This is a genomic window from Streptomyces kronopolitis (genome assembly GCF_014646275.1).
GTDB lineage: Bacteria > Actinomycetota > Actinomycetes > Streptomycetales > Streptomycetaceae > Streptomyces > Streptomyces kronopolitis.
The window spans coordinates 283,984-305,140 of sequence record NZ_BMND01000001.1 but is presented as its reverse complement, the minus strand read 5'-3'; the positions used below and the strand labels follow the sequence as shown (position 1 = coordinate 305,140).

Below are 21,157 nucleotides of genomic sequence, written 5' to 3'. Positions count from 1 at the left end.
GAGCTGGGCAAACCGGGCGGCCCGTCCGTTCCGTCAGACGACCCGCCGGGCCAGCACTTGTCCCGGCCAGCCCTCGGACAGGAAACGGGCTGTGGGAGTGAAGCCGTTGCGCTCGTAGAACGCGACCAGTTCGCCTCCGCCGCCGGCCCAGCAGTCGACGCGCAAGAGCGTCACGCCGGCCCGTCGGGTCTCCTCGGCGGCATGGGCCAGGAGTGCCGCCCCGATGCCCAGACCGGTGTGCTGTCGGTCGGAGATCAGCAGCCGGACGTACCGCTCGGGTTCCTCGGCCGGCGCGATGGGCATCTGCGGGCTGGGCGCGCAGTCCAACACCAGGGCTCCGACAGGTGTCCCGTCCAACTCCGCGATGTATGAGGAGTTCTCGGTGGTGTACCTCTCCACCCGCTCCACCCCGCCGGGCCGCTGCGAATACGGCGTTGTGCCCCACTGCTCGGTGTTGCCGCGATCGTTCATCCAGATCACAGCGGCGTCGAGCATGTCCAGCACGGCCGGTGCGTCGGCCAGTCCGCCTGGTCTGATCCGTATGCCATGGGTGCCGTCCACGGCGGAAGCGTACGACAAAGGCCAGGGCGCTACGCGGCTCGTTGGTCGACGTGGTGTTGGAGGACGTCGCAGGTGTACTGGAATTCCTCCATGAGGCGGGTGGCTTCCAGGACGAGGACGCCGTATGGGCGTGCCGGGTCCGTCAGGGGCAGGTGGTCCTGCTCGGCCTGTTCGCTGACGCGGTGGCGGCGTTGCTGTGCCTGGTCCGACAGTCGGCACAGCTGCGGGGCCTGTTCGTTCAGCCGGTCTTCGTCGAGTGTGGCGAGGACCTCGTTGATCTCGGCGATGGACTCCAGGAAGTCGGCGTAACACGCCAGGAAAGAGGCGTGGTTGTGGGGGTCCTCGTCCTCCGACTTGCTCCACTGGTGCAGGCTGCGGGTGAGGGACGCCAGCTGGTAGAGCGTGCGCTCCAGGGCTTCCAGCACCGCGCCGTAGCCCTCGAAACTGGTACTGCCGCGGTGTCGGCGCAGGAGGCGGCGCGGGTTGTACTGGATGCTTTCGCGGGCGGTTCGCAGACCCGTCCGGGCCTGGGTGACGAGTTCTCCGGTCCGGTCGGCCCGCTCCCGCCAGTGTGCGGCGCGATCCTCGTCGAGTTCCCCCTGGCGCAGCGCCGGATACATGTCGCCGACCAGGTCGCGCTGCGCGTCGGCGAGGGAGCGGATGCCGTGTTCGGCGCCGCGGAGCCGCAGCGGCGGGAAGACGGTGACGTTCACCAGGACGCCGACGCCGCAGCCGATGAGGACCAGCAGGATGATCTGTCCCAGCTGGGTGATCTTGTCGAGGTCGGAGGTCGCGGAGATATAGGTGGAGAACGCGAAGAACGCCGCGGTAGCCACCTGCGAGCCCTGCGAGCCGAGGGCGGGCCACCGTCCGATGGTGAGCGCGACCAGCGCCACCAAGGCGAACGTCAGCAGGTCAGGGCCGCCCAGGAACCCCAGAGCGGCCTGCACTGCCACACCGGCGGCCACCGCCCCCACATACCGCGTGGACTGCAGGAGCGACTGGTAGACGGTCACCTGCATGATCAGCACCGCGGAGAACGGCGCGAACGCCGGCGACTGCGCGTCGAGGACGTTGTAGGAGAGCACCCAGGCCAGCGTGGCCGCGAGGGTGCTCTTCCCGATCAGCAGCGCCGTGTGGCGCTCGTGGCCCTCCCACCCCCATGCGCGCCGCCACCACTGTGCGGCCCGGGCCGCCCGGCCCTGCCGTGTCGAACCCGCCCGGCGCTCGTCTGCCGCCCCGCTCACACCACGCTCCCGCTCTCCCGCTCGCCCCGAACGCCTGCCGTCCGAGGGACGTCAGACCCGCGGGTGGGGCCCGGCGTTCCGCTGGGCCCCACCCGCGAGATATCTGTGCATCTCAGTGCTTGAAGGCGTCCTTGGCCTTTTCCTTGGCGCTGCGGAGGTCTCCCTTGGATTCCTTCGCCGAGCCTTCGACGGCGGCGCTTTCGTTTCCGACCGCGCTCCCCGCTTCCTTCTTGACCTTGCCGGCGGCTTGCTCGGCCTTGGCTTTGGCCTTTTCACTGGCGCTCATGACGCGGTCCTTTCCTGGGGGACACCACTCCGGGTGCCCGGTAATTCCTCCGCGAAACCCATGGTAATCCTGGGCGGGGTGGGAGTGGCTCGGGGCGGATCATGACGCGGGGTCCACCCCGGGCCGCTTTCGCGGCATCGTTGCAGGTCGCATGGCTACCAGCGGTACCACCGGCCGCGCTTTCCACCCGCTCCCGCGGAACGCAGGACAAAACCGAGCAGCCACACCGCGAGAACGATGACCGCGACAATCCAAAGAGCCTTGAGCGCGAATCCGGCACCGAAAAGAAGCAGTGCGAGAAGAAGAACGAGAAGCAGCGGAACCATATTTATCAACCTCCGAGCCCTCATGTGCCCCGTCCCGTGCCACCCACACGACGGAAAATGATGTTTCTCGATCCGGATGCCGGGCATTCCCCCCGGCCGCCCGCCAGGGTCAGGCGTGCACGGAGAGTGCGGTGTCACCCGACCGGGCCATGCCGCGCGCGGTGCGTGCCGGGACTCGGCAGGCTGAGGGTATGTCCAAGCCCCGGCCCCGCATCGTCGTCCATCCACCGGCCCCCACGGGCGGCCGCCGTGTGCACGGTGACACCGACATCCTCGGCGTCGCCTACGGCGTGGTCGATCTGTTGGAGTTCCTGCGCCGGGTGGGCCTGGACCCGGAGGAAGTGGGGCTGCGGGACCCGTTGATCAGGTGGGTCGGCGGAGGTCCCGACGTCTGGGGGTGACCCGGACACGCGCCCGCCACGAGCCGGCACGGCCCGACCCCGCACCGGCACGGCACGCCAGCAGTCCACCCGCCGGCACGTCCAGGTCCGCTCCCTCGAACACCGGGCCTCTCGGCCCCCGCACGCTCGCCCCGCGGGCCACCACGTCGACTCCAGCTGTCATGCGGCAAGTCCTGGCCAGGATCGGTCAACCCACCCCAGTCGTACGCCAGTTGTGACGCTCTTCACGTGCGGCGGGCGAAACCCGGACACCCGTCTCGTGTGCCGCCCCTCCCCCTTCGCTCCCTCCGTCCCGTCTCCTGAAGCGGCCGACAGGTGATCAGCGGCCCGAAGCGCCACGATGGGAGCAGACACCGATGTCCGGAGGTACGGATGACCGGAAGAGCGCGCGTACCCGACCGCTTCACGGCCCTGACCGGCGGTGTTCGGTCATGACCGCGGCGTCCGGCGGCCCCGGTCCCCCGCCTCGGCGCGATCTCGCGGGCCGGACCGTCGTGGTGATCGGCGCCAGCTCGGGCATCGGCCTCGAAACCGCCCGCCAGGTTCAGGCCGGGGGCGGCAGGCTCATCCTCGTCGGCCGCAATCCGGAACGGCTGGAACGCGCCGCACACGCACTGCGTCCGGTCGGCACGGCGGCGTTCGACGCGACCGACACGGACCGCCTCCAGCAGTTCTTCCAGGATCTGGCCGAACCCGTCGACCATGTGATGGTGACGGCCGGCAGTCCCTCCTACCGGCCCTTGTCCGGCATGGATCTCGACGCCGCCCGCCGGGAGTTCGAGGACCGGCTCGCCCTGCCCCTCGGCGTCGCCCTCCACAGCCGGGAAAGGGTTCGCCCCGGCGGCACGCTGCTGTTCATGGGTGGCACCGGCGGCCGGCGCCCCGCTGTCGGCATGACCATCATGTCCGCCCTGACGGCCGCGCTGTCCGCCCTCACCGCCAATCTGGCGCTCGAACTGGCGCCGGTCCGGGTGAACCTCATCGCCGCCGGATTCGTCGACACGCCGCTGTCCGCCTCGCTGCTGGGCGATCAGCTGGAGGCCCGGCGGGCGGAGCTGCGTGCCACGCTTCCCATCCGGCGGGTGGTCGAGCCGGCGGACGTCGCCGCCCTGGCCGTCCATCTCATGTGCAACGACGCCCTCACCGGCGGCACGTACGACATCGACGGCGGACAGCAACTCCTTCCCCACTGAGGGCCCGACCCTTTTCCGCACGGAGGCCCCGCACCTATTCCCGGGACGACGCGCGCGGTGTGCCGCCGGCCCCTTTCACCCGGTCGTGCGGTCGCCCCGCCGGCGGGCGCCCCTTGCCGTTCGGCCTTCCGCCGATGGCCTGGAGTTTCCGTGCACGGCGACGGGGCGGGTGCCGGACCGGGGAAGGAATTCCGCGCATTCCGCGGCGGCACCATCCGAATGACGGCCGACCGCGGCTTCACGGGAAGTACGGAGATGATCAGCAGGAGAACCTTCGGGAAGACCGTCGGCAAAGGGGCGGCCGCCGCTTCGGCAGCGGCCCTTTCCACGGCCTGTTCCACGGCCGCGTCCGTCGACCACCACGAGCCCCGGCCGGCGGCCGACCGCGGCACACGACGCCCGGCAGCGGAACCGTCCTTCGGTCCGTTGAAGCAGGTCAGGGCGGGCGTCCTGAATGTGGGATACGCCGAGGCGGGCCCGGCCCACGGGCCCGCGGTCCTTCTTCTGCACGGCTGGCCCTACGACATCCACAGTTACGTCGCGGTCGCCCCCTTGCTGGCGGCCAAGGGCTACCGGGTCATCGTCCCGTATCTGCGCGGCCACGGTACGACGCGGTTCCTGTCGAGCACGACCTTCCGGAACGCCCAGCAGTCGGTGTTCGCCCTCGACATCCTCGCTTTGATGGATGCCCTGCGGATCGACAAGGCGATCCTGGCCGGCTACGACTGGGGATCGCGGACCGCGGACATCATCGCCGCCCTGTGGCCGGAACGGGTCAGGGGTCTGGTCTCCGTGAGCGGATATCTGATCACGAATCGTGCGGCCAATAAGCAGCCGTTGCCGCCGAAGCTCGAATGGGCGTGGTGGTATCAGTTCTACTTCGCCACGGAGCGGGGCCGGCTCGGCCTGGAGCGCAACCGGCGTGAGCTGGCCCGGCTGATCTGGACGTTCAATTCCCCCACCTGGCATTTCGATGCCGCCACCTTCGCTCGCACCGCGGCGGCGTTCAGCAATCCGGACTATGTGCGCATCGTGCTGCACAACTACCGCTGGCGGCTGGGCCTGGCCGAGGGGGATCCGCGCTACGACGGCCTGGAGCGGCGCCTCGCCGAGGGCCCCGTGATCACCGTGCCCACGATCACCCTCGACGGCGCGGACGATCCCTTCACGCCCGCGGGCGGCGGCTCGTCCTACCGAGGCAAATTCCGTGGCCGCTATGCGCACCGCACGCTGAGGGGCGTCGGCCACAATGTGCCGCAGGAGGCACCCGAGGCCTTCGCCCGGGCCGTCGTGGATGTCGCGGAGGCCGCGGGTGTCGTGGGCGCCGACGGCTTCGGCACGGCCGAACGGCGGCCGGGGAAGTGAAGCCGGTGCCAGGCAGCAGCCCGCCCTCCCGATCTTGCATGGAAAACCATGACAATCACCCATACGATGGACACGACCGGCACGCCGGCATGCCAGACGGGCTCGTGCGGCCGGTGAGGTAAGGGCGAGAACGGCGCGAGCGACCCGGGGACGGGATGCCTATGGAGCAGGCCACCAGTCCGGCGCGGACCGTCATCCTGACCGTGGACGACGATCCGGGCGTGTCGCGAGCCGTGGCCCGCGACCTGCGGCGGCACTACGGCGAGTCGTACCGCATCGTGCGTGCGGAGTCCGGCGGGTCCGCCCTCGACGCCCTGCGCGAGCTGAAGCTGCGCGGCGGCCCCGTCGCGGTGATCCTGGCCGACTACCGGATGCCGGAGATGAACGGCATCGAGTTCCTGGAGCAGGCCCTCGACATCTACCCCGACGCCCGAAGGGTGCTGCTGACCGCGTACGCGGACACCGACGCGGCGATCGACGCGATCAATGTCGTCGACCTCGACCACTACCTCCTCAAGCCGTGGGAGCCGCCCGAGGAGAAGCTCTACCCGATCCTCGACGACCTGCTGCAGGCCTGGCGGGCAGCCGATCACCGGCCGGTGGCCGTCACCAAGGTCGTCGGGCACCGCTGGTCGGCGCGTTCCTCGGCCGTCCGGGAGTTCCTGGCCCGCAACCAGGTGCCGTACCGCTGGTACTCGTCTGACGATCCGGAGGGCCGGCGGCTGCTGTGCGCCGCGGACGAGGAGGGCCTGCGGCTCCCGCTGGTGATCACTCCGGACGGCACGGCCCTCGTCGAGCCCGAGGACCGGGAGCTCGCCGCCCGGGTCGGCCTCGCGACGACCCCGGCCACCGACTTCTACGACCTCGTCGTCATCGGCGGCGGACCGGCCGGTCTGGGTGCGGCGGTGTACGGGGCTTCCGAGGGACTGCGGACCGTCCTGGTGGAACGCTCCGCGACCGGGGGCCAGGCGGGCCAGAGTTCGCGCATCGAGAACTATCTCGGCTTTCCCGACGGCGTGTCCGGGGCGCAGCTCACCGACCGGGCCCGGCGGCAGGCGGCGAAGTTCGGCGCCGAGATACTGACCACCCGCGAGGTCACCGGCCTGGAGGTCAATGGCTCCTCGCGGGTCGTGCGGTTCTCGGACGGCTCCGCCGTCGCCGCGCATGCCGTGATCCTCGCGACCGGCGTGTCGTACCGGCAGCTGGACGCGCCGCACGTCCCCGAGCTGACCGGCTGCGGAGTGTTCTACGGCTCGGCGCTGACCGAGGCGGCCGCCTGCCAGGGCCACGACGTGTACATCGTCGGCGGCGCGAACTCCGCCGGTCAGGCCGCGATTTACCTGGCCCGGAGCGCCAAGTCGGTCACCGTGCTGGTGCGCAAGCCGTCCCTGTCCACCTCGATGTCGCACTACCTCGTCCAGCAGGTCGACGACGCACCCACGATCTCGGTGCGCACCCACACGGTCGTCGACGCCGCGCACGGCTCGCATCAACTGGAGCAGCTCACCCTGCGCGACACGGCGACCGGTGACACCGAACTCGTCGACACCCAGTGGATGTTCGTCTTCATCGGGGCGGCCCCGCTGACCGACTGGCTGGAGGGCACGGTGCTCCGGGACTCCCGCGGCTTCATCCTGACCGGACCCGATCTGACCGCGGACGGACGCCCGCCGGACGGCTGGGAGTTGAACCGGCCGCCCTACCACCTGGAGACCAACGTCCCGGGTGTGTTCGTGGCCGGGGACGCGCGCGCCGAGTCGGCCAAGCGGGTCGCCTCCGCGGTGGGAGAGGGAGCCATGGCGGTCATGCTCGTCCACCGATATCTGGAGCAGTCATGAACAGCCGGCCGATGCCGTGCAGCCAGGAGGAACTCGGCTCACTGTTCCTGTTCGAGAAGCTGGCTCCCGACCAGATCGACCGGCTCTGCCGCGAAGGCCGTGTGGAGGCGTTCGAGCCCGGGCCCGTGTACGCGGAGGGCGACCCCGCCACCTGCTTCTACGTGCTGCTCGAAGGAACCCTGGTGCTCTCCCGCCGGATCGGGGACTACGACGTGGAGATCAACCGGAGTTCCAGCCGCGGGGTGTACGCGGGAGCCTTCCAGGCGTATCTGGGTGACCGGATGCGTCAGGTGTACAACAGCTCCCTGAGCGTCATCGCCCCCACACGCTTCTTCGTGCTGCCGGCGGAGAGCTTCGCGGCGATCATGCGTGAGTGGTTTCCGATGGCCGTCCATCTGCTGGAAGGCCTGTTCTTCGGCGCCAAGAGCACCCAGGAGGCCGTCGGCCAGCGCGAACGGCTGCTGGCTCTGGGGTCGTTGTCGGCGGGTCTGACCCATGAGCTGAACAACCCCGCCGCCGCGGCCGTGTGCGCCACCTCCGCGCTGCGCGAGCGGGTCGCCGGAATGCGCCACAAGCTCGGCATGCTCGCGGCGGGACCGTACCGGCGCGACAGCCTGGAGACGCTCATCGAGGTCCAGGAACGCACGGCCGAGCGCGTCGCCAAGGCCACCACCCTGACCCCGCTGGAGGCCTCCGACCGGGAGGACGCGCTCGCCGACTGGCTGGACGACCACGGCATCGGGGACGGCTGGCAGCTCGCGCCGACCTTCGTCCAGGCCGGTCTGGACACCGACTGGCTGGACCAGGTCGCCGCGACCGTGGACCGGGACAGCCTCGAAGGCGCCATGCGATGGCTCAACTACACCGTCGAGACCGAGCTGTTGATGAACGAGATCGAGGACTCGACCACCCGCGTCTCGGCCCTCGTCACGGCCGCCAAGCAGTACTCCCAACTCGACCGGGCGCCCCACCAGGTCTCCGACGTGCATGAACTGCTGGACAGCACGCTGCTGATGGTCTCCGCGAAGATCGGCCCGCACATCACCGTCGTCAAGGACTACGACCGCACGCTGCCGAAGATCCCGGCCTACCCCGGCGAACTCAACCAGGTATGGACGAATCTGATCGACAACGCCGTCTCGGCGATGAACAGCACGGGCACCGAGGGCACGTTGACCGTCCGCACCGCGCGCGAGGGGGAGCTGCTGCTCGTCGAGTTCCGCGACACCGGTCCCGGAATCCCCGAGGAGATCAGCGACCGCGTCTTCGACCCGTTCTTCACCACGAAACCGGTGGGTGAGGGGACGGGTCTCGGCCTGGACATCTCCTGGCGGATCGTGGTCCACAAGCACAACGGGGACCTGCGCTTCCACTCCGTCCCCGGCGACACCCGCTTCCAGGTCCGACTCCCGCTGGCCGTCGCCGAAACCCGTCCCCCACAGGAGCCGTCATGACGTCCCCGAACGGAATCGACCCCTCGGTCCCGCCCAGCGGAACCGGATGCACCGAGTGTGACGCCGACGGCGGCTGGTGGTTCCACCTGCGACGCTGCGCACAGTGCGGCCACATCGGCTGCTGCGACGACTCGCCCGCCAAGCACGCGACGGCCCACGCGCGCGACACCGGGCACCAGGTGATCCGCAGCTTCGAACCGGGCGAGGCCTGGTTCTACAGCTACCAGACCTCGGAGGTATACGCCTCGGGCCCACCCCTGGCTCCCCCGGAGAGCCACCCGGCCGACCAGCCCACCCCCGGCCCCGCGGGACGGGTCCCGCAGGACTGGGCCGAGCGTCTCGGCTAGCGGGTGCCGTCCGGAGCGGGCCGGGAGAAGCTGGGAGGCGGTCACCTCGCGCGGCCCGGCGTCAGGAGCTGGTGAGGATGACGAGCTGCCGGGTCGCCCGGGTCATCGCGACATAGCGGTCGACCGCTCCTTCGATGCCGTCGCCGTACGCCTCCGGGTCGACGAGGACGACCAGGTCGAACTCCAGCCCCTTCGACAGCTCCGGGGTCAGCGACCGGACGCGGGGCGTCGCCCGGAACGTGGGATCGCCGATGACGCAGGCGATCCCCTCCGCATGGGTGCCCAGCCAGGTGTCCAGGATCGAGTCACGGTCGGCAACCGATCCGTGGACGACGGGGAGGCCGCTGCGGCGGATGGAGGTCGGCACATTGGCGTCCGGGAGCGCGGCCCGGATGACCCCCTCGGCCTCCGTCATGACCTCTTCCGGCGTGCGGTAGTTGATGTTCAGGGAGGCCACGGTGCTCCGGGCGAGACCGACCCGCTCCAGCCGTTCCTGCCACGACTCGGTGAATCCGTGCCTGGCCTGGGCGCGGTCGCCGACGATGGTGAAGCTCCGGGACGGGCAGCGCTGGAGCAGCATCTGCCATTCGGCGTCGGTCAGTTCCTGCGCCTCGTCCACGATGATGTGCGCGAACGGGCCGGCGAGCGGTTCGGGGTCCGCGCCCGGCAGTGCGCTCTCGTCGATGAGAGTGTCCTGGAGGTCCTGCCCGTGCAGCATGGTCACCGCGCCCTCACCGTCGTCGGCCCGCAGCAGGCCGTCGATGACGTCGGCCCTGCGGGCACGTTCGGCGGCGACAAAGGCATCGCGCCGACGCTTGCGCCGTGACACCTCCGGGTCGCCGAGCCGCAGCCGCGCCGCGTCCAGGAGCGGCAGGTCGGACACCGTCCAGGCCTGGGCGTCCGCACGCTGCAACGCACGTACCTCGTCGAGGCCGAGCCCGGGAGCGCACTTGCGCAGGTAGGCGGGCACCGACCACAGGTCGCCGACGAGCTCACCCGCGTCGAGCATCGGCCACGCGCGGTTGAGGGTCCGGTTCAGCTCCCGGTTCTGCAGCAGCGACCGCTTCAGCAACTCGGGCGGGGCGTCACTGCTGTCCTTGTCCATCAGGATCGTGAGCAGCTCCTCCCGGATCTGGTCGCGCGCCTCGTTGTGCGGGGTACCGGGTTCCACCGCGTCGAACCCCGCCGCCCAGTCGTCGGCACTCAGCCAGAGGTCGGACCAGTGGCTGGAGACCGTCATCCCCTCGGTCGGCGGCTCCTCGTAGAGGCCGACAGCCGGCTCGATCGCCATCACCAGGTCCGCGGACGACTTCAGCCGGGCCACGTCCGGGTCGCGCTCGGTCACCGCGCCGGCTCCCTCGGGGACGAGGTCGCGCAGGATGCAGGTCTGCACGCCCTCCTCGCCGAGACTGGGCAGGACATCGGCGACATAGGCCAGGTACGGCCGGCTCGGACCGACGAACAGCACGCCTCCCTTGCGGTGGCCGAGGCGGGGATCGGAGTAGAGGAGGTGGGCGGCGCGGTGCAGCGCGACGACGGTCTTGCCCGTCCCCGGACCGCCGTCGACGACGAGCGCACCGCGGGATCCCGCCCGGATGACGGCGTCCTGGTCGGCCTGGATGGTGGCGAGCACATCGCGCATCCGGGCCGAGCGGCTGCCGCCGAGCCCGGCGATGAACGCGGACTGGTCGTCGAGCGCGGCGTGCCCCTCGCGCCCGTCGGCGGTGAACACCTCGTCCCAGTAGTCGCTGATCCGGCCGCGGGTCCAGCGGTACCGGCGGCGGCTCGCCAGCCCCATCGGGTGCGCGTGGGTCGCCGCGAAGAACGGCTCGGCCGCCGGGGAACGCCAGTCGACCAGCAGCCGGCGCCCCGTGCTGTCGGTGAGGCCGAGGCGTCCGATGTACATGGTCTCGGCGTTGTCCGTACGGACGAAGTGCCCCAGGCACAGGTCCAGTCCGAAGCGATGCAGGGCGCGCAGGCGGCCGGTCAGCTGGTGGACCTCGGTGTCCCGGTCCATCGCCGCCCGGCCGAGGCCGCCGGGTGCCTTGCGCGCGGCATCGAGACGGCCGGACAGTTCGGCGATGGTCTGCGTCAGGCTCTCCGAGACGGCCGCGAAGTGCTGCTCGTCGCCGTCGATCAGCGCCGGGTCGGCCTTGGCGGCGAGCTGCTCGGGAAGGGCGAACGCGCTGGTCGTCGTGGTCTGAGGGGACATGTCCTCAGCTCCGTTCCGGGGCCGCGGCCATGACGGCCGACGGCAGGCACACCCGCGATGCGGCGCCGAGCGCCCGCACCTGCCCCCGCGGTACGCGTCCCGCCACCGGCTCGACGTCCCCGCACCATCCCTCAACCGACAGCAATACACGCACTTCGCGAATCTCCCTTTTCCGCAGGTTCCGACTTCGGCCCGCGATTGTGCCCGACCACCAGGGCCTTGCCGCAAGCCCCCCGGTGCGCTATAAGTTGAGAGTGGCAAGGAGTGGGAATTCCTCCTTGCCTTTGTGTTTTCCGGGTCGGGGGCTTGGTTTCCTGTCCGTGGATTCGGTCCCTGACCGAGGGCTCGGTCTTTACCGTCGCGCTTTCCTGGCCCGCCGGGCCGCGCTCGCCATCGCCGGTCTCGCGCGTGTTACTCCGGAACGACCGCCATGGCTTCGACCTCGACGAGGTATTCGGGCTGCGCCAGGCCCTGCACGCCGATCCATGAGGACGGGGGCGGGTTCTCCGTTCCGAATACGTCGACCAGGACGCGGCCGATCACATCCGCCTCGGGGCCGGACTCGAAGTTCGGAAGGTAGAGCCGGAGGATCTGAATGTCATCCGGGGTGCCGCCGACCTCTTCGAGGGCGATGAACACATGCTGGAGCGCCTGGCGGAGCTGCGCCTCCCGCCCCACCGCCGTCACCTCGTGGTTGCGGTCCCACGCGACCTGGCCCGCGATGTTGACGATCTTCCCGGGCGGGGACACCGCGACCTGGGAGAACCCCCACGGACGGCTGCGGAACAGGGCCTCGGGCTGAAACGTCGTACGCGGCACAGCACACTTCCTTCAGTAGCCAGGCCATGGAGCGGACCGGAACACCGCACCAGCCCCATGAGTCACTTCGTACCCTACCCACCAGGCGCCATGGCCGGCCGGTTCAGGTATCTGCCTGGGTGCGACCGACGTAGCGGATGACCTCGCAGTCGTCGAGGATCACCAGCCCCTCGCTGACCAGTTCATCGAGCTGCGGCAGGAAGGCACGAATGCGTTCTTCGTCGTCGACGATGACGACGGCGACCGGCAGATCCTCGCTCAGCGACAGCAGTCGGGTGGTATGGATCAGCGAGGAGGCGCCGTAGCCCTCGATGCCGCGGAAGACCGAAGCCCCCGCCAGCCCGGCCTTGTGCGCCCGGTGCACGATCTCTGAGTACACCGGCTTGTGGTGCCAGATGTCGTTCTCACCGATGAAGATCGTCACGCGCAGTGCGGTACCGCTCAGCCGCATCGCTGGCTCCCTTGGACTCTCGATGACGTGTTGCTCAGGAGGGACCGTTGGCGGCATTTTGCCGCGACGGTGGCACGGCGGGGCTCACCGCCGCGCGGTGTCCGGGGCAAAGGCTCGGCAGGACGAGCCCACACGGTCCCGGAGCCCCCCAAAGGACCCCCACGGCCCACCGGCAGCAACGCTGGGTACCCTGTATGGCGCAGCCGGCCCGTGAGAGGGCGCGGCTGTACGGCGGTGGGGCCCGCCGTACCCAACCGCGGCGACACCGCCGCCAACGGTCCCTGCCTGAACGGCGCGCCGATCCCGCGCGCCGGATCGACGTCAGGTAGGAGATTGCCCGTGACCAGCGAACACGACGGCCCCGCGCCCCGGCCGGGCGACTGGGCGGCCGAGCCCGTCGACCCGGACACCGCGATCGACCCATGGCCAAGCCGGGCGGGCCGGACACCCGCACGCAAGCACGCCGCGATCCTCACCGCGATCGCCGCCGGCGGGGTGATCGGCGCCTGCGCGCGCTACGGTGCCTCGGTGCTCTGGCCCACCGCGCCCGCCGCGTTCCCGTGGACCACGTTCTGGGTCAACGTCACCGGCTGCGCCGCCATGGGCGTGCTGATGGTCCTGATCACCGAACGCTTCGCCGTGCACCCGCTGATGCGGCCGTTCCTGGGCACCGGCGTCCTGGGCGGCTACACGACCTTCTCCACCAGTACCCTCGACACCCAGCGCCTGCTGGTGGGAGGCCACCCGGGCACCGGGGTGCTGTACGCGGCCGGCACCCTGCTGGCCTCCTTCGGAGCGGTCTGGGCCACCGCCGCCCTCACCCGCCTCGCCGTCCTTCCGCATGCCGACGCGGAGCGGGGGCGGTCGTGAACTGGCTGATGGTCATCGTCGGCGCGATCATCGGCGCCCCGCTGCGCTACCTCACCGACCGGGCCGTGCAGGCCCGCCACGACACCGTCTTCCCGTGGGGCACGTTCAGCGTCAACCTCGCCGCCTGCGCGGGGCTGGGCTTCCTCACCGGCGCCGCGACCGCCACCACCGTCCCCCAGGCGCTGCAGCATCTGATCGGGCCCGGTCTGTGCGCGACGCTGAGCACCTACTCCACCTTCTCCTTCGAGAGCCTGCGGCTGGCCGAGACCGGCGCGAAGTACTTCGCCGCCGCCAACGCGGTCGTCAGCGTCCTCGCCGGTCTGGGCACCGCGTACCTCGCCACCGCCCTCGCCACGGCACTCCTGGGCTGAACGGGGCCGAAGGGACTCGGGCCGGTGTGCGGCCCTCAGTCGAGACAGAACTCGTTGCCCTCGATGTCCTGCATCACGAGGCACGACTCGTTGTCGTCATCGGCAGGCAGCAACCGCACGCGCACCGCGCCGAGTGCGACCAGTCGTGCGCACTCGGCTTCGAGTGCGGCGAGGCGCTCTTCCCCCACGAGCCCCGTGCCGACCCGCACGTCGAGGTGCACCCGATTCTTGACGGCCTTGCCTTCAGGTACGCGCTGGAAGAACAGCCGCGGGCCCACCCCCGAGGGGTCGACGCAGGCGAACGCCGAACCCTGCTGCTCAGCCGGCAGCGAGCGGTCGAACTCGTCCCAGGTGGCGAAACCCTGCGGTGGCGGCGGCACGACGTACCCCAACACCTCGCACCAGAAGCGAGCGACCAGCTCAGGTTCCGCGCAGTCGAAGGTGACTTGGAACTGCTTGATCGATGCCATGGGCCCACCTCAGTCAGTGCTGTCCGCCGAGACACCTGATGTCATCGCCGAGTCATGGCGGGCGAGCCTGCCACGTGATCAACCGGGGCTCAACCGGATTTCCACCCGCTGACCCGGCAGGTGTGTGTCCGGTGACGGGCTCTCGGACAGCACTCACATGTACGGCCCGGTGTTCGGCGATGTCGCCCAGCAGGTGTATGGGCGGACGGAAGCTTGATGAACTGCCCCGATTCTAAGCCCAGTTGGTGGGGGGCTGGTGCTGTGGCGGTATTGCGTTGTGGGCACCGGAGCACTGCCATAGGGTCCTGGCATGTCCCTTCGTGTTCGTATGCGTGAAGCCCTTCCGGAAGCGATGCGTGCTCGTGACAAGGTCGCGGTGAGCGCCCTGCGTGCCACACTCGCCGCGCTGGACAACGCGGAGGCGGTGCCCGTGGGCGAAGCGGAGCTGCGGGGTGGGGCGCTGGAGCACACACCGGCCGGGGTCGGTGTCACAGAGGCGGCACGCCGTGACCTGAGTGAGCGCGCCGTGGCGGACATCGTGCGAGCCGAGGCCGCCGAACGGCTGGACTCCGCAACGCAGTTGAGTGCGCCCGCGCATGCGGATCACGTCACGCGGCTCCGCGCCGAGGCCGCTGTGCTGCTTCGCTTCCTCGACGACGACCACGGCACCCCGTAGAGGGATAGCCCGCGGACTCGTCAGGCCACGGGTGGTGCCGAGCCATGCCCCTTCTTCGGCCATCGGCCGGCTGACACATTTCGGCCGCAGCGCCCACCCCCGGGTCGGTCGACACCCGGTCAACACAGCAGCTCGGGGCCGGTGTTGACGTGCTACACCGGCTTTCCTCGCCTCCCCCGTGGGTTTGGCGGGAAGCGCTGCGGGCCATCTCTTCGGAGGCCGGTGTCGAGGGATGTCGGTCTCGATGTCGGTCTCGATGTCGGTCTCGATGTCGTCTCGATGTCGAGGTGTGCGGTGCGTGTCAGCCCGGTGTACGTCCGTGTCAGTGCGAAGCCTGGAGGGCTCTGGTCATGAGCGGATTCATCGTCAAGGCGGGGATGGCGCTGGTCGCCGTCGGCGCACTGCTCGTACCGGCCGCAGTACGCGCGGACGCGGCGCCGCCCCCTTCGTCCCCACCGTCGCCCGCGTCGTCGGCCGCACCGTTACCGCCGCCGCTCACCGACGACCGCGGGCGCACGCTCACCCTGCGCGGCTGGAACATCGAGGACAAGTCGCACCGCGGGGCCGACGCCCTCAGCGCCATCACCCCGCGGCACTTCCGCGATCTGCACGCGCAGGGCTTCGACTTCGCGCGCCTGCTGGTCTTCTGGGACGACCTGGAACCGCGTCCCGGCCACTACAGCGCGCGCTATCTCGGTAAGATCGAACGGGTACTGAACTGGGCACAGCGCTGGCACATCAGGGTGGTCATCGACGCCCACCAGGACGTCTACGGGCCCGCGTTCGGCCACCGGGGCATCCCCGAGTGGGCGACCCGCACCGACGGGCTGCCCTTCACACCGCACCCGGACGACTGGTTCGGGGAGTACTTCGAGCCCGCGGTGCAGGCGGCCTTCGAGCACCTCTACGAGGACAGCGACCTCCAGCGGGCCCAGGCCCGCATGTGGCAGGTCCTCGCCCGGCGCTTCGCCCACCACCCCGCCGTGTTCGGGTATGACCTGATCAACGAGCCCATGGGGCGGATGCGCGCGGGCGAGGACCTTCCGGCCGCCGCCCATCGCATCGAGTCCGAGCAGCTGACTCCGATGTACGACCGGATCGCGAGCGCGATCCGCACGGTCGACCGGCGCCACCGGCTGTTCGTCGAACCGACCCCGATCGTCGGCGAGGGGCTGCCCACGGGCCTCGGCCGGATACACGACCCGAAGGTGGTCTACGCGCCGCACTTCTACAACGCCACGATGGAAGCCGGCGGCGACTACGACCCCGCGGCGCACTGGATGGAGGCCTACGAGAACGCCGTCGTCGGGTACCCGAGCGCACATCACCTGCCGGTCGTCGTCGGCGAGTGGGGTCCCCGGGACAGCTCGCTGCCCCACATGGCGCGCTTCTACGGCGATGCCCTCGGCTCCCTGGACCGCTACAGCTCCGGCTGGGCGGGCTATGTGTGGTGCTACGGCGGCGGGTACTGCGCCGTCGACAAGGACGGCCGCTTCCTGGCCAACAAGGAGCAGACCGCACGTCCCTATGCCCCCGCCGTCGCCGGCACGGTGCGCGCGCAGCACTACGACCCCACGACGCGGACGTTCCGCCTCGTCTACGACGCCGTACGGCGGCCCGACGTCAGCGAGTTGTCCGCGCCGCCCGCGGCCGAGGGATGGCAGGTGTCGGTACGCGGCCCGGCCACGGCTCGGCCGCGTACCGTACCGGTCGGGGAGCGAGGCACGATCCTGGTGACGACCGAGCCGGGTGCCTCCGGACGGGTCACGGTGACCCTCTCGCCACGGGGCTGAGCGGCGTCGCACCGCCCCTCGACGGCGGGGAGGGCCCCGCTCCTCCCCGCGCTGTCCCGCCACCGGCCACTACGCGGCGCAGAACTCGTTGCCCTCCGGGTCCCGCAGCACCCACCAGTGTCCGGCGGGTCCCTTGTCCACCTCGCTGACGCGGGTCGCGCCCAGGGTCTCCAGGCGGGCCACCAGCGCGTCGAGGCCGCCGGGTTCCGCGTGGATGTCGAGGTGCAGACGGTTCTTGCCGGTCTTGGCCTCGGGCACGTCCTGGAAGAGCAGGCGTCGCCCGCGGCCGATGCCACTGGTTTCGTCGAATGGGTCGTCGGGGTGGCGGATCGCGGCATAGCCGCGGAAGGTCTTGTGGCCGCGGTACTCGGCGATCGCTTCCTCGCCGATGTGGCCCGCGGTCAGCAGCTGCTCGATGAGCGGGCCGGGGTTCTCCACCTCGTAGCCGAGTGCCTCGGCCCAGAAGTCCGCGAGGGCGGGGGCGTTCCTGCTGTCGATGACGAGTTTCCAGCTCAGGGTCATGCGACTGGTTATAGCCGAGCCGGGCACCCGTGCGGTGGACGGGTGGGGACTGCCGCGGTCGCCGCGCTCCGGATCGTCCGGGGCGTCCGGATCGGGCAGCCATTCGGGGGTGCGGTCGGCGGTTCGCCGGGCGGGACGTGATGCCGGCGTGCGCGGGCCGAGGGGCCCCGCGGCTGGCAAACGGTCGTACCGGTGGCCGGATCCGGGAACCCGCCCAGGGCACGGGGTACACGCACCTGGTACCCGCGTTTCCGCAGGAGAGGAGGCCGTGATGGCGGCCGAGCCCGGATCCACCCATGTGATCGGTCCCGACAGCGAGCTGGGCCAGGTCTTCGAACTCGCACAGCAGCTGCGTGTCGACTCGGTGCGCGCCAGTACCTCGGCCGGCTCGGGCCACCCGACCTCCAGCCTGTCCGCCGCCGATCTCATGGCCGTCCTCATGGCCCGCCATCTGCGCTATGACTGGCAGCGGCCGGCGAACCCGGCGGGCGACCACCTGATCTTCTCCAAGGGCCATGCCTCTCCCCTGCTGTACGCCATGTTCCTCGCCGCCGGGGCCATCGACGAGCAGGAGCTGCTGACGACCTACCGCCGGGACGGCGCCCGGCTGCAGGGCCACCCGACGCCGGTGCTGCCCTGGGTGGACGTGGCCACCGGGTCCCTGGGGCAGGGCATCGCCTACGGCGTGGGGATCGCCCTGACCGGCCGCGACCTGGAGAAGCAGCCCTACCGGGTGTGGGTGCTGTGCGGGGACAGCGAGATGGCCGAAGGGTCGGTGTGGGAGGCCCTGGACAAGGCCGGCCGCCACAAGCTGGCCCACTTCACCGCCATTATCGACGTCAACCGCCTCGGCCAGACCGGGCCCACCGAGTGGGGCTGGGACACGGACGTCTACGCCCGGCGCGCCGAGGCCTTCGGCTGCCGCGCTCTGGTCGTCGACGGCCACGACCTGGCGGCCGTCGACCAGGCCCTGACCACGGCCGCCGACGGGCAGGCGCCCACCGTCATCGTCGCCAGGACGGTCAAGGGCCGGGGCGTGGCGGAGATCGCCGATGCCGAGGGCTGGCACGGCAAGGCGCTGCCCGACGACCTCGCCGAACGGGCCATTGCCGAGCTGGGCGGCGTGCGCCGGCTGACCGTCCGCGGGCCCCGGCCCCCGGCCGACGCCCACCCCCGCGAACCCGTGGGTGAGATGCCCATCGAGCTGCCGCGGTTCGAGCCCGGTGACAAGGTCGCCACCCGGGTCGCCTTCGGCAAGGCCCTGGTGGCACTGGGCGCACGCGCCGATGTCGTCGTCCTGGATGCCGAGGTCGGCAACTCCACCCACACCGCGGACTTCGGCAAGGCGCACCCCGAGCGCTACTTCCAGACCTATATCGCCGAACAGCAGCTGATCGCCTCGGCGGTCGCCATGGCCGTCCGCGGCTACCGCCCCTACGCCGCGACCTTCGCCGCGTTCCTCAGCCGCGCCTACGATTTCATCCGCATGGCCGCGATCTCGCAGGTGACCATGGCGCTGTCGGGCAGCCACTGCGGCGTCGAGATCGGTGCGGACGGGCCGTCCCAGATGGGTCTGGAAGACCTCGCCATGATGCGCGCGGTGCACGGCTCCACGGTGCTCTACCCCGGCGACGCCACCTGTGCCGCGGCCCTGACCGCCGCCATGGCCGACCTGGAGGGCATCTCCTACCTCCGCACCACCCGCGGCGCCTACCCCGTCCTCTACCCCGCCGGCGAGCCGTTCCCGGTCGGCGGCTCCAAGACGCTGCGGGCCACCGACCGCGACCAGGTCACGCTCGTCGGCGCGGGCGTCACCCTGCACGAGTGCCTGGCCGCCGCCGATCACCTCGCCGCCGACGGCATCAGCGCCCGCGTCCTCGACCTGTACTCCGTCAAGCCGGTGGACGGCGACGCCCTCGCCCGCGCCGCCCGGGACACGGGCGCCCTCGTCGTCGTCGAGGACCACCACCCCGAAGGCGGCCTCGGCGAAGCGGTCCTGTCGGCCCTCGCCGAGCACCGCCAGACCCCGGCCTTCGCCCACCTCGCCGTCCGCAACCTGCCCGCCTCCGGCACCCCCGACGAACTCCTGGACGCCGCCGGCCTCTCCCAGTCCTGCATCACCCGCGCGGCCCGGGATCTCATCGCGGGCTGACCCGCGTGGGCCACCGGTCACGACGCAGACCCGTCCCCGCACCCGCTAAGTCGCCCTCGGATACCGGTCGTTGGCCTGGTCGTGGCGGCGGGTGGCGTCCAGGCTGCCGAGGAGGGTGAGGGCCTGGGCGCCGGGGCTGCCGGGTTCCGCGTGGTAGATCACGAGCTGCTGGGCGTGCGCGCCCCGGACGTCGAAGGACTGGTAGGTGAGGGACAGGCTGCCGACCTCGGGGTGGTGCAGTTCCTTGGCGTCGCCGTTCTTCGCCTGGATGGTGTGGGCGGTCCAGAGCGCGGCGAATTCCGGGCTCGACTCGCGGAGTGAACGGACGAGTGCGCGCAGGCGGGGGTAGCGCGGGACGAGGCCGGTTGCGTGGCGCAGATGGGCCACCGTCGCCTCGGCCGCACGGTCCCACCGGGCGTAGAAGCGCTGTCCCGCGGGGTCGAGGAAGACCATCCGGGCGAGGTTGTCCGCGGGGTCGAACGGCGAGAACAGCGCGTCGGCCGGCGAGTTGGACGCCAGCAGGTCCAGGGCCGGGTTGAGGACGAAGGCCGGGGTGTGCGGGTAGCCGTCCAGCAGCTGCCGCAGCGTCGGGCTCACGGTCTCCTGCGGGTGCGCCTGGGTGCCGGCGGGCACGGTGTCCGCCAGCCGGTAGAGGTGGTCGCGGGTCACGTCGTCCATGCGCAGGGCGCCGCTGATCGCGTCGAGGACCTGCGCGGAGGGACTGGACTCGCGGCCCTGTTCCAGGCGGGCGTAGTAGTCGGCGTTCATGCCGGCCAGGACGGCCACCTCCTCACGCCGCAGGCCCGCCACCCGCCGCCGGCCGTACGACGCCAGGCCCACGTCGCCCGGCTGGAGGCGCGCGCGGTGGGCACGCAGGAAGTCTCCGAGGTCGTTGCTCTTCACCTCGTCAGGTTAAGCGCCGCCCCCTGGGCGGTGCCTGGGTGTGCCATGCCCAGGCACCGCCCGTTCTGGCAGGGCCGTCGGCCGGTGTCGAGAGTGGTCGCAGCTCCACCGAACGAGCGAGGACGAAGCGGTCCTCCACCGAAGGAACGGAACAGCTATGACACAGCACGCCAAGGTCGTCGCGATCACCGGCGCGAGCAGCGGTATCGGTGCGGCGACCGCACGCCGGCTGGCGGCGGACGGACACCGGGTCCTGCTCGGCGCGCGCCGCACCGGCCGTCTCCAGCGACTGGCCGAGGAGTTGACCGAGCAGGGCGGCACCGTCGCCTTCCGGCGGCTCGATGTCACCGACGCGGCGGGCATGCGGGCGTTCGTGGACGCCGCGGGCATCGAGTTCGGCCGCCTCGATGCCCTGGTGAGCAACGCGGGGGTGATGCCGCTGTCGCCCCTGGAGGCGGCGCGGACCGACGAGTGGGACCGCATGATCGATGTGAATCTGCGCGGTGTCCTGCACGGGATCGCCGCCGCGCTGCCGGTCCTGCGCGCGCAGGGCGGCGGCCACTTCGTGCAGATCGCCTCCGTCGGCGCCTACGAGGTCTCGCCGACCGCGGCCGTCTACTGCGCCACCAAGTTCGCGGTCCGCGCCCTCTCCGAAGGGCTGCGCCAGGAGTCCGCCGGCGACATCCGCACCACCCTCGTCTCCCCCGGCGTGACGGAGTCCGAGCTGGCCGACGGCATCTCCGACCCGGCGGCGCGGGAGGCGATGAAGGCCTACCGCGCGGTGGCGCTGCCGGCCTCCGCCATCGCGGACGCCATCGCCTATGCGCTCGCCCAGCCCCCGCAGGTCGATGTGAACGAGATCGTCGTCCGTCCGAGCGCGAGCGCCCAGTAACCGACCCT

General features: G+C 71.0%; 22 protein-coding genes. 12 read left to right on the top strand and 10 right to left on the bottom strand.

Going from position 1 to position 21,157, the window contains the following annotated elements; translation table 11 throughout:
- Positions 1-33 precede the first annotated feature (33 nt).
- From IEY78_RS01110 to IEY78_RS34085, 4 genes are all read right to left on the bottom strand, one after another.
- Positions 34-495: a GNAT family N-acetyltransferase gene (locus IEY78_RS01110; RefSeq protein WP_229699637.1), complete on the bottom strand. Its 462-nt coding sequence runs from the start codon at positions 493-495 to the stop codon at positions 34-36.
- Positions 496-590: 95 nt separating this feature from the next.
- Positions 591-1,808: an FUSC family protein gene (locus tag IEY78_RS01105; RefSeq protein ID WP_189095494.1), complete on the bottom strand. Its 1,218-nt coding sequence runs from the start codon at positions 1,806-1,808 to the stop codon at positions 591-593.
- A 112-nt stretch (positions 1,809-1,920) separates the two neighbouring features.
- The gene (locus IEY78_RS01100) at positions 1,921-2,094 is read right to left on the bottom strand and encodes a CsbD family protein (protein WP_189095492.1); all 174 of its coding nucleotides are present in this window, start codon (positions 2,092-2,094) and stop codon (positions 1,921-1,923) included.
- Between the two features lie 155 nt (positions 2,095-2,249).
- Entirely contained in the window at positions 2,250-2,420 is a 171-nt protein-coding gene (locus IEY78_RS34085; protein WP_086716166.1) for a hydrophobic protein, read from the bottom strand.
- Positions 2,421-2,611: 191 nt separating this feature from the next.
- On the opposite strand from IEY78_RS34085, the gene IEY78_RS01095 reads away from it, so the two are divergent.
- From IEY78_RS01095 to IEY78_RS01070, 6 genes are all read left to right on the top strand, one after another.
- Positions 2,612-2,821 carry a hypothetical protein gene (locus IEY78_RS01095; protein ID WP_189095490.1) on the top strand — a complete coding sequence of 70 codons (210 nt, stop codon included), beginning with the start codon at positions 2,612-2,614 and terminating at the stop codon, positions 2,819-2,821.
- 431 nt (positions 2,822-3,252) lie between these two features.
- A complete protein-coding gene (locus tag IEY78_RS01090; protein WP_189095488.1) occupies positions 3,253-4,014 on the top strand; it encodes an SDR family oxidoreductase in 762 nt (253 codons plus the stop codon).
- 255 nt (positions 4,015-4,269) lie between these two features.
- Positions 4,270-5,379: an alpha/beta fold hydrolase gene (locus tag IEY78_RS01085; protein ID WP_189095486.1), complete on the top strand. Its 1,110-nt coding sequence runs from the start codon at positions 4,270-4,272 to the stop codon at positions 5,377-5,379.
- A 161-nt stretch (positions 5,380-5,540) separates the two neighbouring features.
- Positions 5,541-7,217, top strand: coding sequence for an NAD(P)/FAD-dependent oxidoreductase (locus tag IEY78_RS01080; RefSeq protein WP_189095485.1), 1,677 nt, complete (start codon positions 5,541-5,543; stop codon positions 7,215-7,217).
- Positions 7,214-8,671: an ATP-binding protein gene (locus IEY78_RS01075; RefSeq protein ID WP_189095483.1), complete on the top strand. Its 1,458-nt coding sequence runs from the start codon at positions 7,214-7,216 to the stop codon at positions 8,669-8,671. Before IEY78_RS01080 ends, IEY78_RS01075 begins: the two co-directional genes overlap by 4 nt.
- Positions 8,668-9,018 carry a UBP-type zinc finger domain-containing protein gene (locus IEY78_RS01070; protein WP_189095481.1) on the top strand — a complete coding sequence of 117 codons (351 nt, stop codon included), beginning with the start codon at positions 8,668-8,670 and terminating at the stop codon, positions 9,016-9,018. The genes IEY78_RS01075 and IEY78_RS01070 overlap by 4 nt, the downstream gene beginning before the upstream one ends.
- A 61-nt stretch (positions 9,019-9,079) precedes the next feature.
- On the opposite strand, the gene helR is transcribed toward IEY78_RS01070, so the two are convergent.
- From helR to IEY78_RS01055, 3 genes are all read right to left on the bottom strand, one after another.
- Positions 9,080-11,230: an RNA polymerase recycling motor ATPase HelR gene (gene helR / locus IEY78_RS01065; protein WP_189095479.1), complete on the bottom strand. Its 2,151-nt coding sequence runs from the start codon at positions 11,228-11,230 to the stop codon at positions 9,080-9,082.
- A 411-nt stretch (positions 11,231-11,641) separates the two neighbouring features.
- Complete coding sequence (locus IEY78_RS01060; RefSeq protein WP_189095477.1) at positions 11,642-12,049, bottom strand: RidA family protein; 408 nt, start codon at positions 12,047-12,049, stop codon at positions 11,642-11,644.
- A gap of 103 nt (positions 12,050-12,152) precedes the next feature.
- Positions 12,153-12,500: a DUF190 domain-containing protein gene (locus IEY78_RS01055; RefSeq protein ID WP_189095475.1), complete on the bottom strand. Its 348-nt coding sequence runs from the start codon at positions 12,498-12,500 to the stop codon at positions 12,153-12,155.
- A gap of 339 nt (positions 12,501-12,839) precedes the next feature.
- On the opposite strand from IEY78_RS01055, the gene IEY78_RS01050 reads away from it, so the two are divergent.
- Both IEY78_RS01050 and IEY78_RS01045 read left to right on the top strand, forming a co-directional pair.
- The gene (locus IEY78_RS01050) at positions 12,840-13,370 is read left to right on the top strand and encodes a fluoride efflux transporter FluC (protein WP_189095473.1); all 531 of its coding nucleotides are present in this window, start codon (positions 12,840-12,842) and stop codon (positions 13,368-13,370) included.
- Positions 13,367-13,741: a fluoride efflux transporter FluC gene (locus IEY78_RS01045; protein WP_189095471.1), complete on the top strand. Its 375-nt coding sequence runs from the start codon at positions 13,367-13,369 to the stop codon at positions 13,739-13,741. The genes IEY78_RS01050 and IEY78_RS01045 overlap by 4 nt, the downstream gene beginning before the upstream one ends.
- A 35-nt stretch (positions 13,742-13,776) precedes the next feature.
- On the opposite strand, the gene IEY78_RS01040 is transcribed toward IEY78_RS01045, so the two are convergent.
- Positions 13,777-14,211 carry a VOC family protein gene (locus IEY78_RS01040; protein WP_189095469.1) on the bottom strand — a complete coding sequence of 145 codons (435 nt, stop codon included), beginning with the start codon at positions 14,209-14,211 and terminating at the stop codon, positions 13,777-13,779.
- 352 nt (positions 14,212-14,563) lie between these two features.
- Between IEY78_RS01040 and IEY78_RS01035 the strand changes: the two genes are divergently transcribed.
- Together IEY78_RS01035 and IEY78_RS01030 are read left to right on the top strand one after the other, a co-directional pair.
- Positions 14,564-14,887: a GatB/YqeY domain-containing protein gene (locus IEY78_RS01035; protein WP_229699636.1), complete on the top strand. Its 324-nt coding sequence runs from the start codon at positions 14,564-14,566 to the stop codon at positions 14,885-14,887.
- A gap of 350 nt (positions 14,888-15,237) precedes the next feature.
- Positions 15,238-16,680 carry a cellulase family glycosylhydrolase gene (locus IEY78_RS01030; protein WP_373294034.1) on the top strand — a complete coding sequence of 481 codons (1,443 nt, stop codon included), beginning with the start codon at positions 15,238-15,240 and terminating at the stop codon, positions 16,678-16,680.
- A gap of 69 nt (positions 16,681-16,749) precedes the next feature.
- Here the strand turns inward: IEY78_RS01030 and IEY78_RS01025 are convergent, their stop codons facing one another.
- Positions 16,750-17,202 carry a VOC family protein gene (locus tag IEY78_RS01025; protein ID WP_189095465.1) on the bottom strand — a complete coding sequence of 151 codons (453 nt, stop codon included), beginning with the start codon at positions 17,200-17,202 and terminating at the stop codon, positions 16,750-16,752.
- A gap of 271 nt (positions 17,203-17,473) precedes the next feature.
- Here IEY78_RS01025 and IEY78_RS01020 point away from each other — a divergent pair, with 271 nt between their 5' ends.
- The gene (locus tag IEY78_RS01020; RefSeq protein ID WP_189095464.1) at positions 17,474-19,354 is read left to right on the top strand and encodes a transketolase; all 1,881 of its coding nucleotides are present in this window, start codon (positions 17,474-17,476) and stop codon (positions 19,352-19,354) included.
- 45 nt (positions 19,355-19,399) lie between these two features.
- Here IEY78_RS01020 and IEY78_RS01015 read toward each other — a convergent pair whose 3' ends face one another.
- Complete coding sequence (locus IEY78_RS01015; protein ID WP_189095462.1) at positions 19,400-20,257, bottom strand: helix-turn-helix transcriptional regulator; 858 nt, start codon at positions 20,255-20,257, stop codon at positions 19,400-19,402.
- A gap of 157 nt (positions 20,258-20,414) precedes the next feature.
- Between IEY78_RS01015 and IEY78_RS01010 the strand changes: the two genes are divergently transcribed.
- On the top strand, positions 20,415-21,149 hold the full coding sequence (locus IEY78_RS01010) for an SDR family oxidoreductase (protein ID WP_189095460.1): 735 nt from the start codon (positions 20,415-20,417) through the stop codon (positions 21,147-21,149).
- Positions 21,150-21,157 lie beyond the last annotated feature (8 nt).

Bases quoted from the DNA above. Each gene is read 5' to 3' on its own strand.
- IEY78_RS01080 (WP_189095485.1), top strand. From the start codon at position 5,541: ATGGAGCAGGCCACCAGTCCGGCGCGGACCGTCATCCTGACCGTGGAC.
- IEY78_RS34085 (WP_086716166.1), bottom strand. From the start codon at position 2,420: ATGGTTCCGCTGCTTCTCGTTCTTCTTCTCGCACTGCTTCTTTTCGGT.
- IEY78_RS01040 (WP_189095469.1), bottom strand. From the start codon at position 14,211: ATGGCATCGATCAAGCAGTTCCAAGTCACCTTCGACTGCGCGGAACCT.
- IEY78_RS01095 (WP_189095490.1), top strand. From the start codon at position 2,612: ATGTCCAAGCCCCGGCCCCGCATCGTCGTCCATCCACCGGCCCCCACG.
- IEY78_RS01030 (WP_373294034.1), top strand. From the start codon at position 15,238: ATGAGCGGATTCATCGTCAAGGCGGGGATGGCGCTGGTCGCCGTCGGC.
- IEY78_RS01075 (WP_189095483.1), top strand. From the start codon at position 7,214: ATGAACAGCCGGCCGATGCCGTGCAGCCAGGAGGAACTCGGCTCACTG.
- IEY78_RS01070 (WP_189095481.1), top strand. From the start codon at position 8,668: ATGACGTCCCCGAACGGAATCGACCCCTCGGTCCCGCCCAGCGGAACC.
- IEY78_RS01100 (WP_189095492.1), bottom strand. From the start codon at position 2,094: ATGAGCGCCAGTGAAAAGGCCAAAGCCAAGGCCGAGCAAGCCGCCGGC.
- helR (WP_189095479.1), bottom strand. From the start codon at position 11,230: ATGTCCCCTCAGACCACGACGACCAGCGCGTTCGCCCTTCCCGAGCAG.
- IEY78_RS01090 (WP_189095488.1), top strand. From the start codon at position 3,253: ATGACCGCGGCGTCCGGCGGCCCCGGTCCCCCGCCTCGGCGCGATCTC.
- IEY78_RS01055 (WP_189095475.1), bottom strand. From the start codon at position 12,500: ATGCGGCTGAGCGGTACCGCACTGCGCGTGACGATCTTCATCGGTGAG.
- IEY78_RS01025 (WP_189095465.1), bottom strand. From the start codon at position 17,202: ATGACCCTGAGCTGGAAACTCGTCATCGACAGCAGGAACGCCCCCGCC.
- IEY78_RS01035 (WP_229699636.1), top strand. From the start codon at position 14,564: ATGCGTGCTCGTGACAAGGTCGCGGTGAGCGCCCTGCGTGCCACACTC.
- IEY78_RS01085 (WP_189095486.1), top strand. From the start codon at position 4,270: ATGATCAGCAGGAGAACCTTCGGGAAGACCGTCGGCAAAGGGGCGGCC.
- IEY78_RS01010 (WP_189095460.1), top strand. From the start codon at position 20,415: ATGACACAGCACGCCAAGGTCGTCGCGATCACCGGCGCGAGCAGCGGT.
- IEY78_RS01110 (WP_229699637.1), bottom strand. From the start codon at position 495: ATGCTCGACGCCGCTGTGATCTGGATGAACGATCGCGGCAACACCGAG.
- IEY78_RS01020 (WP_189095464.1), top strand. From the start codon at position 17,474: ATGGCGGCCGAGCCCGGATCCACCCATGTGATCGGTCCCGACAGCGAG.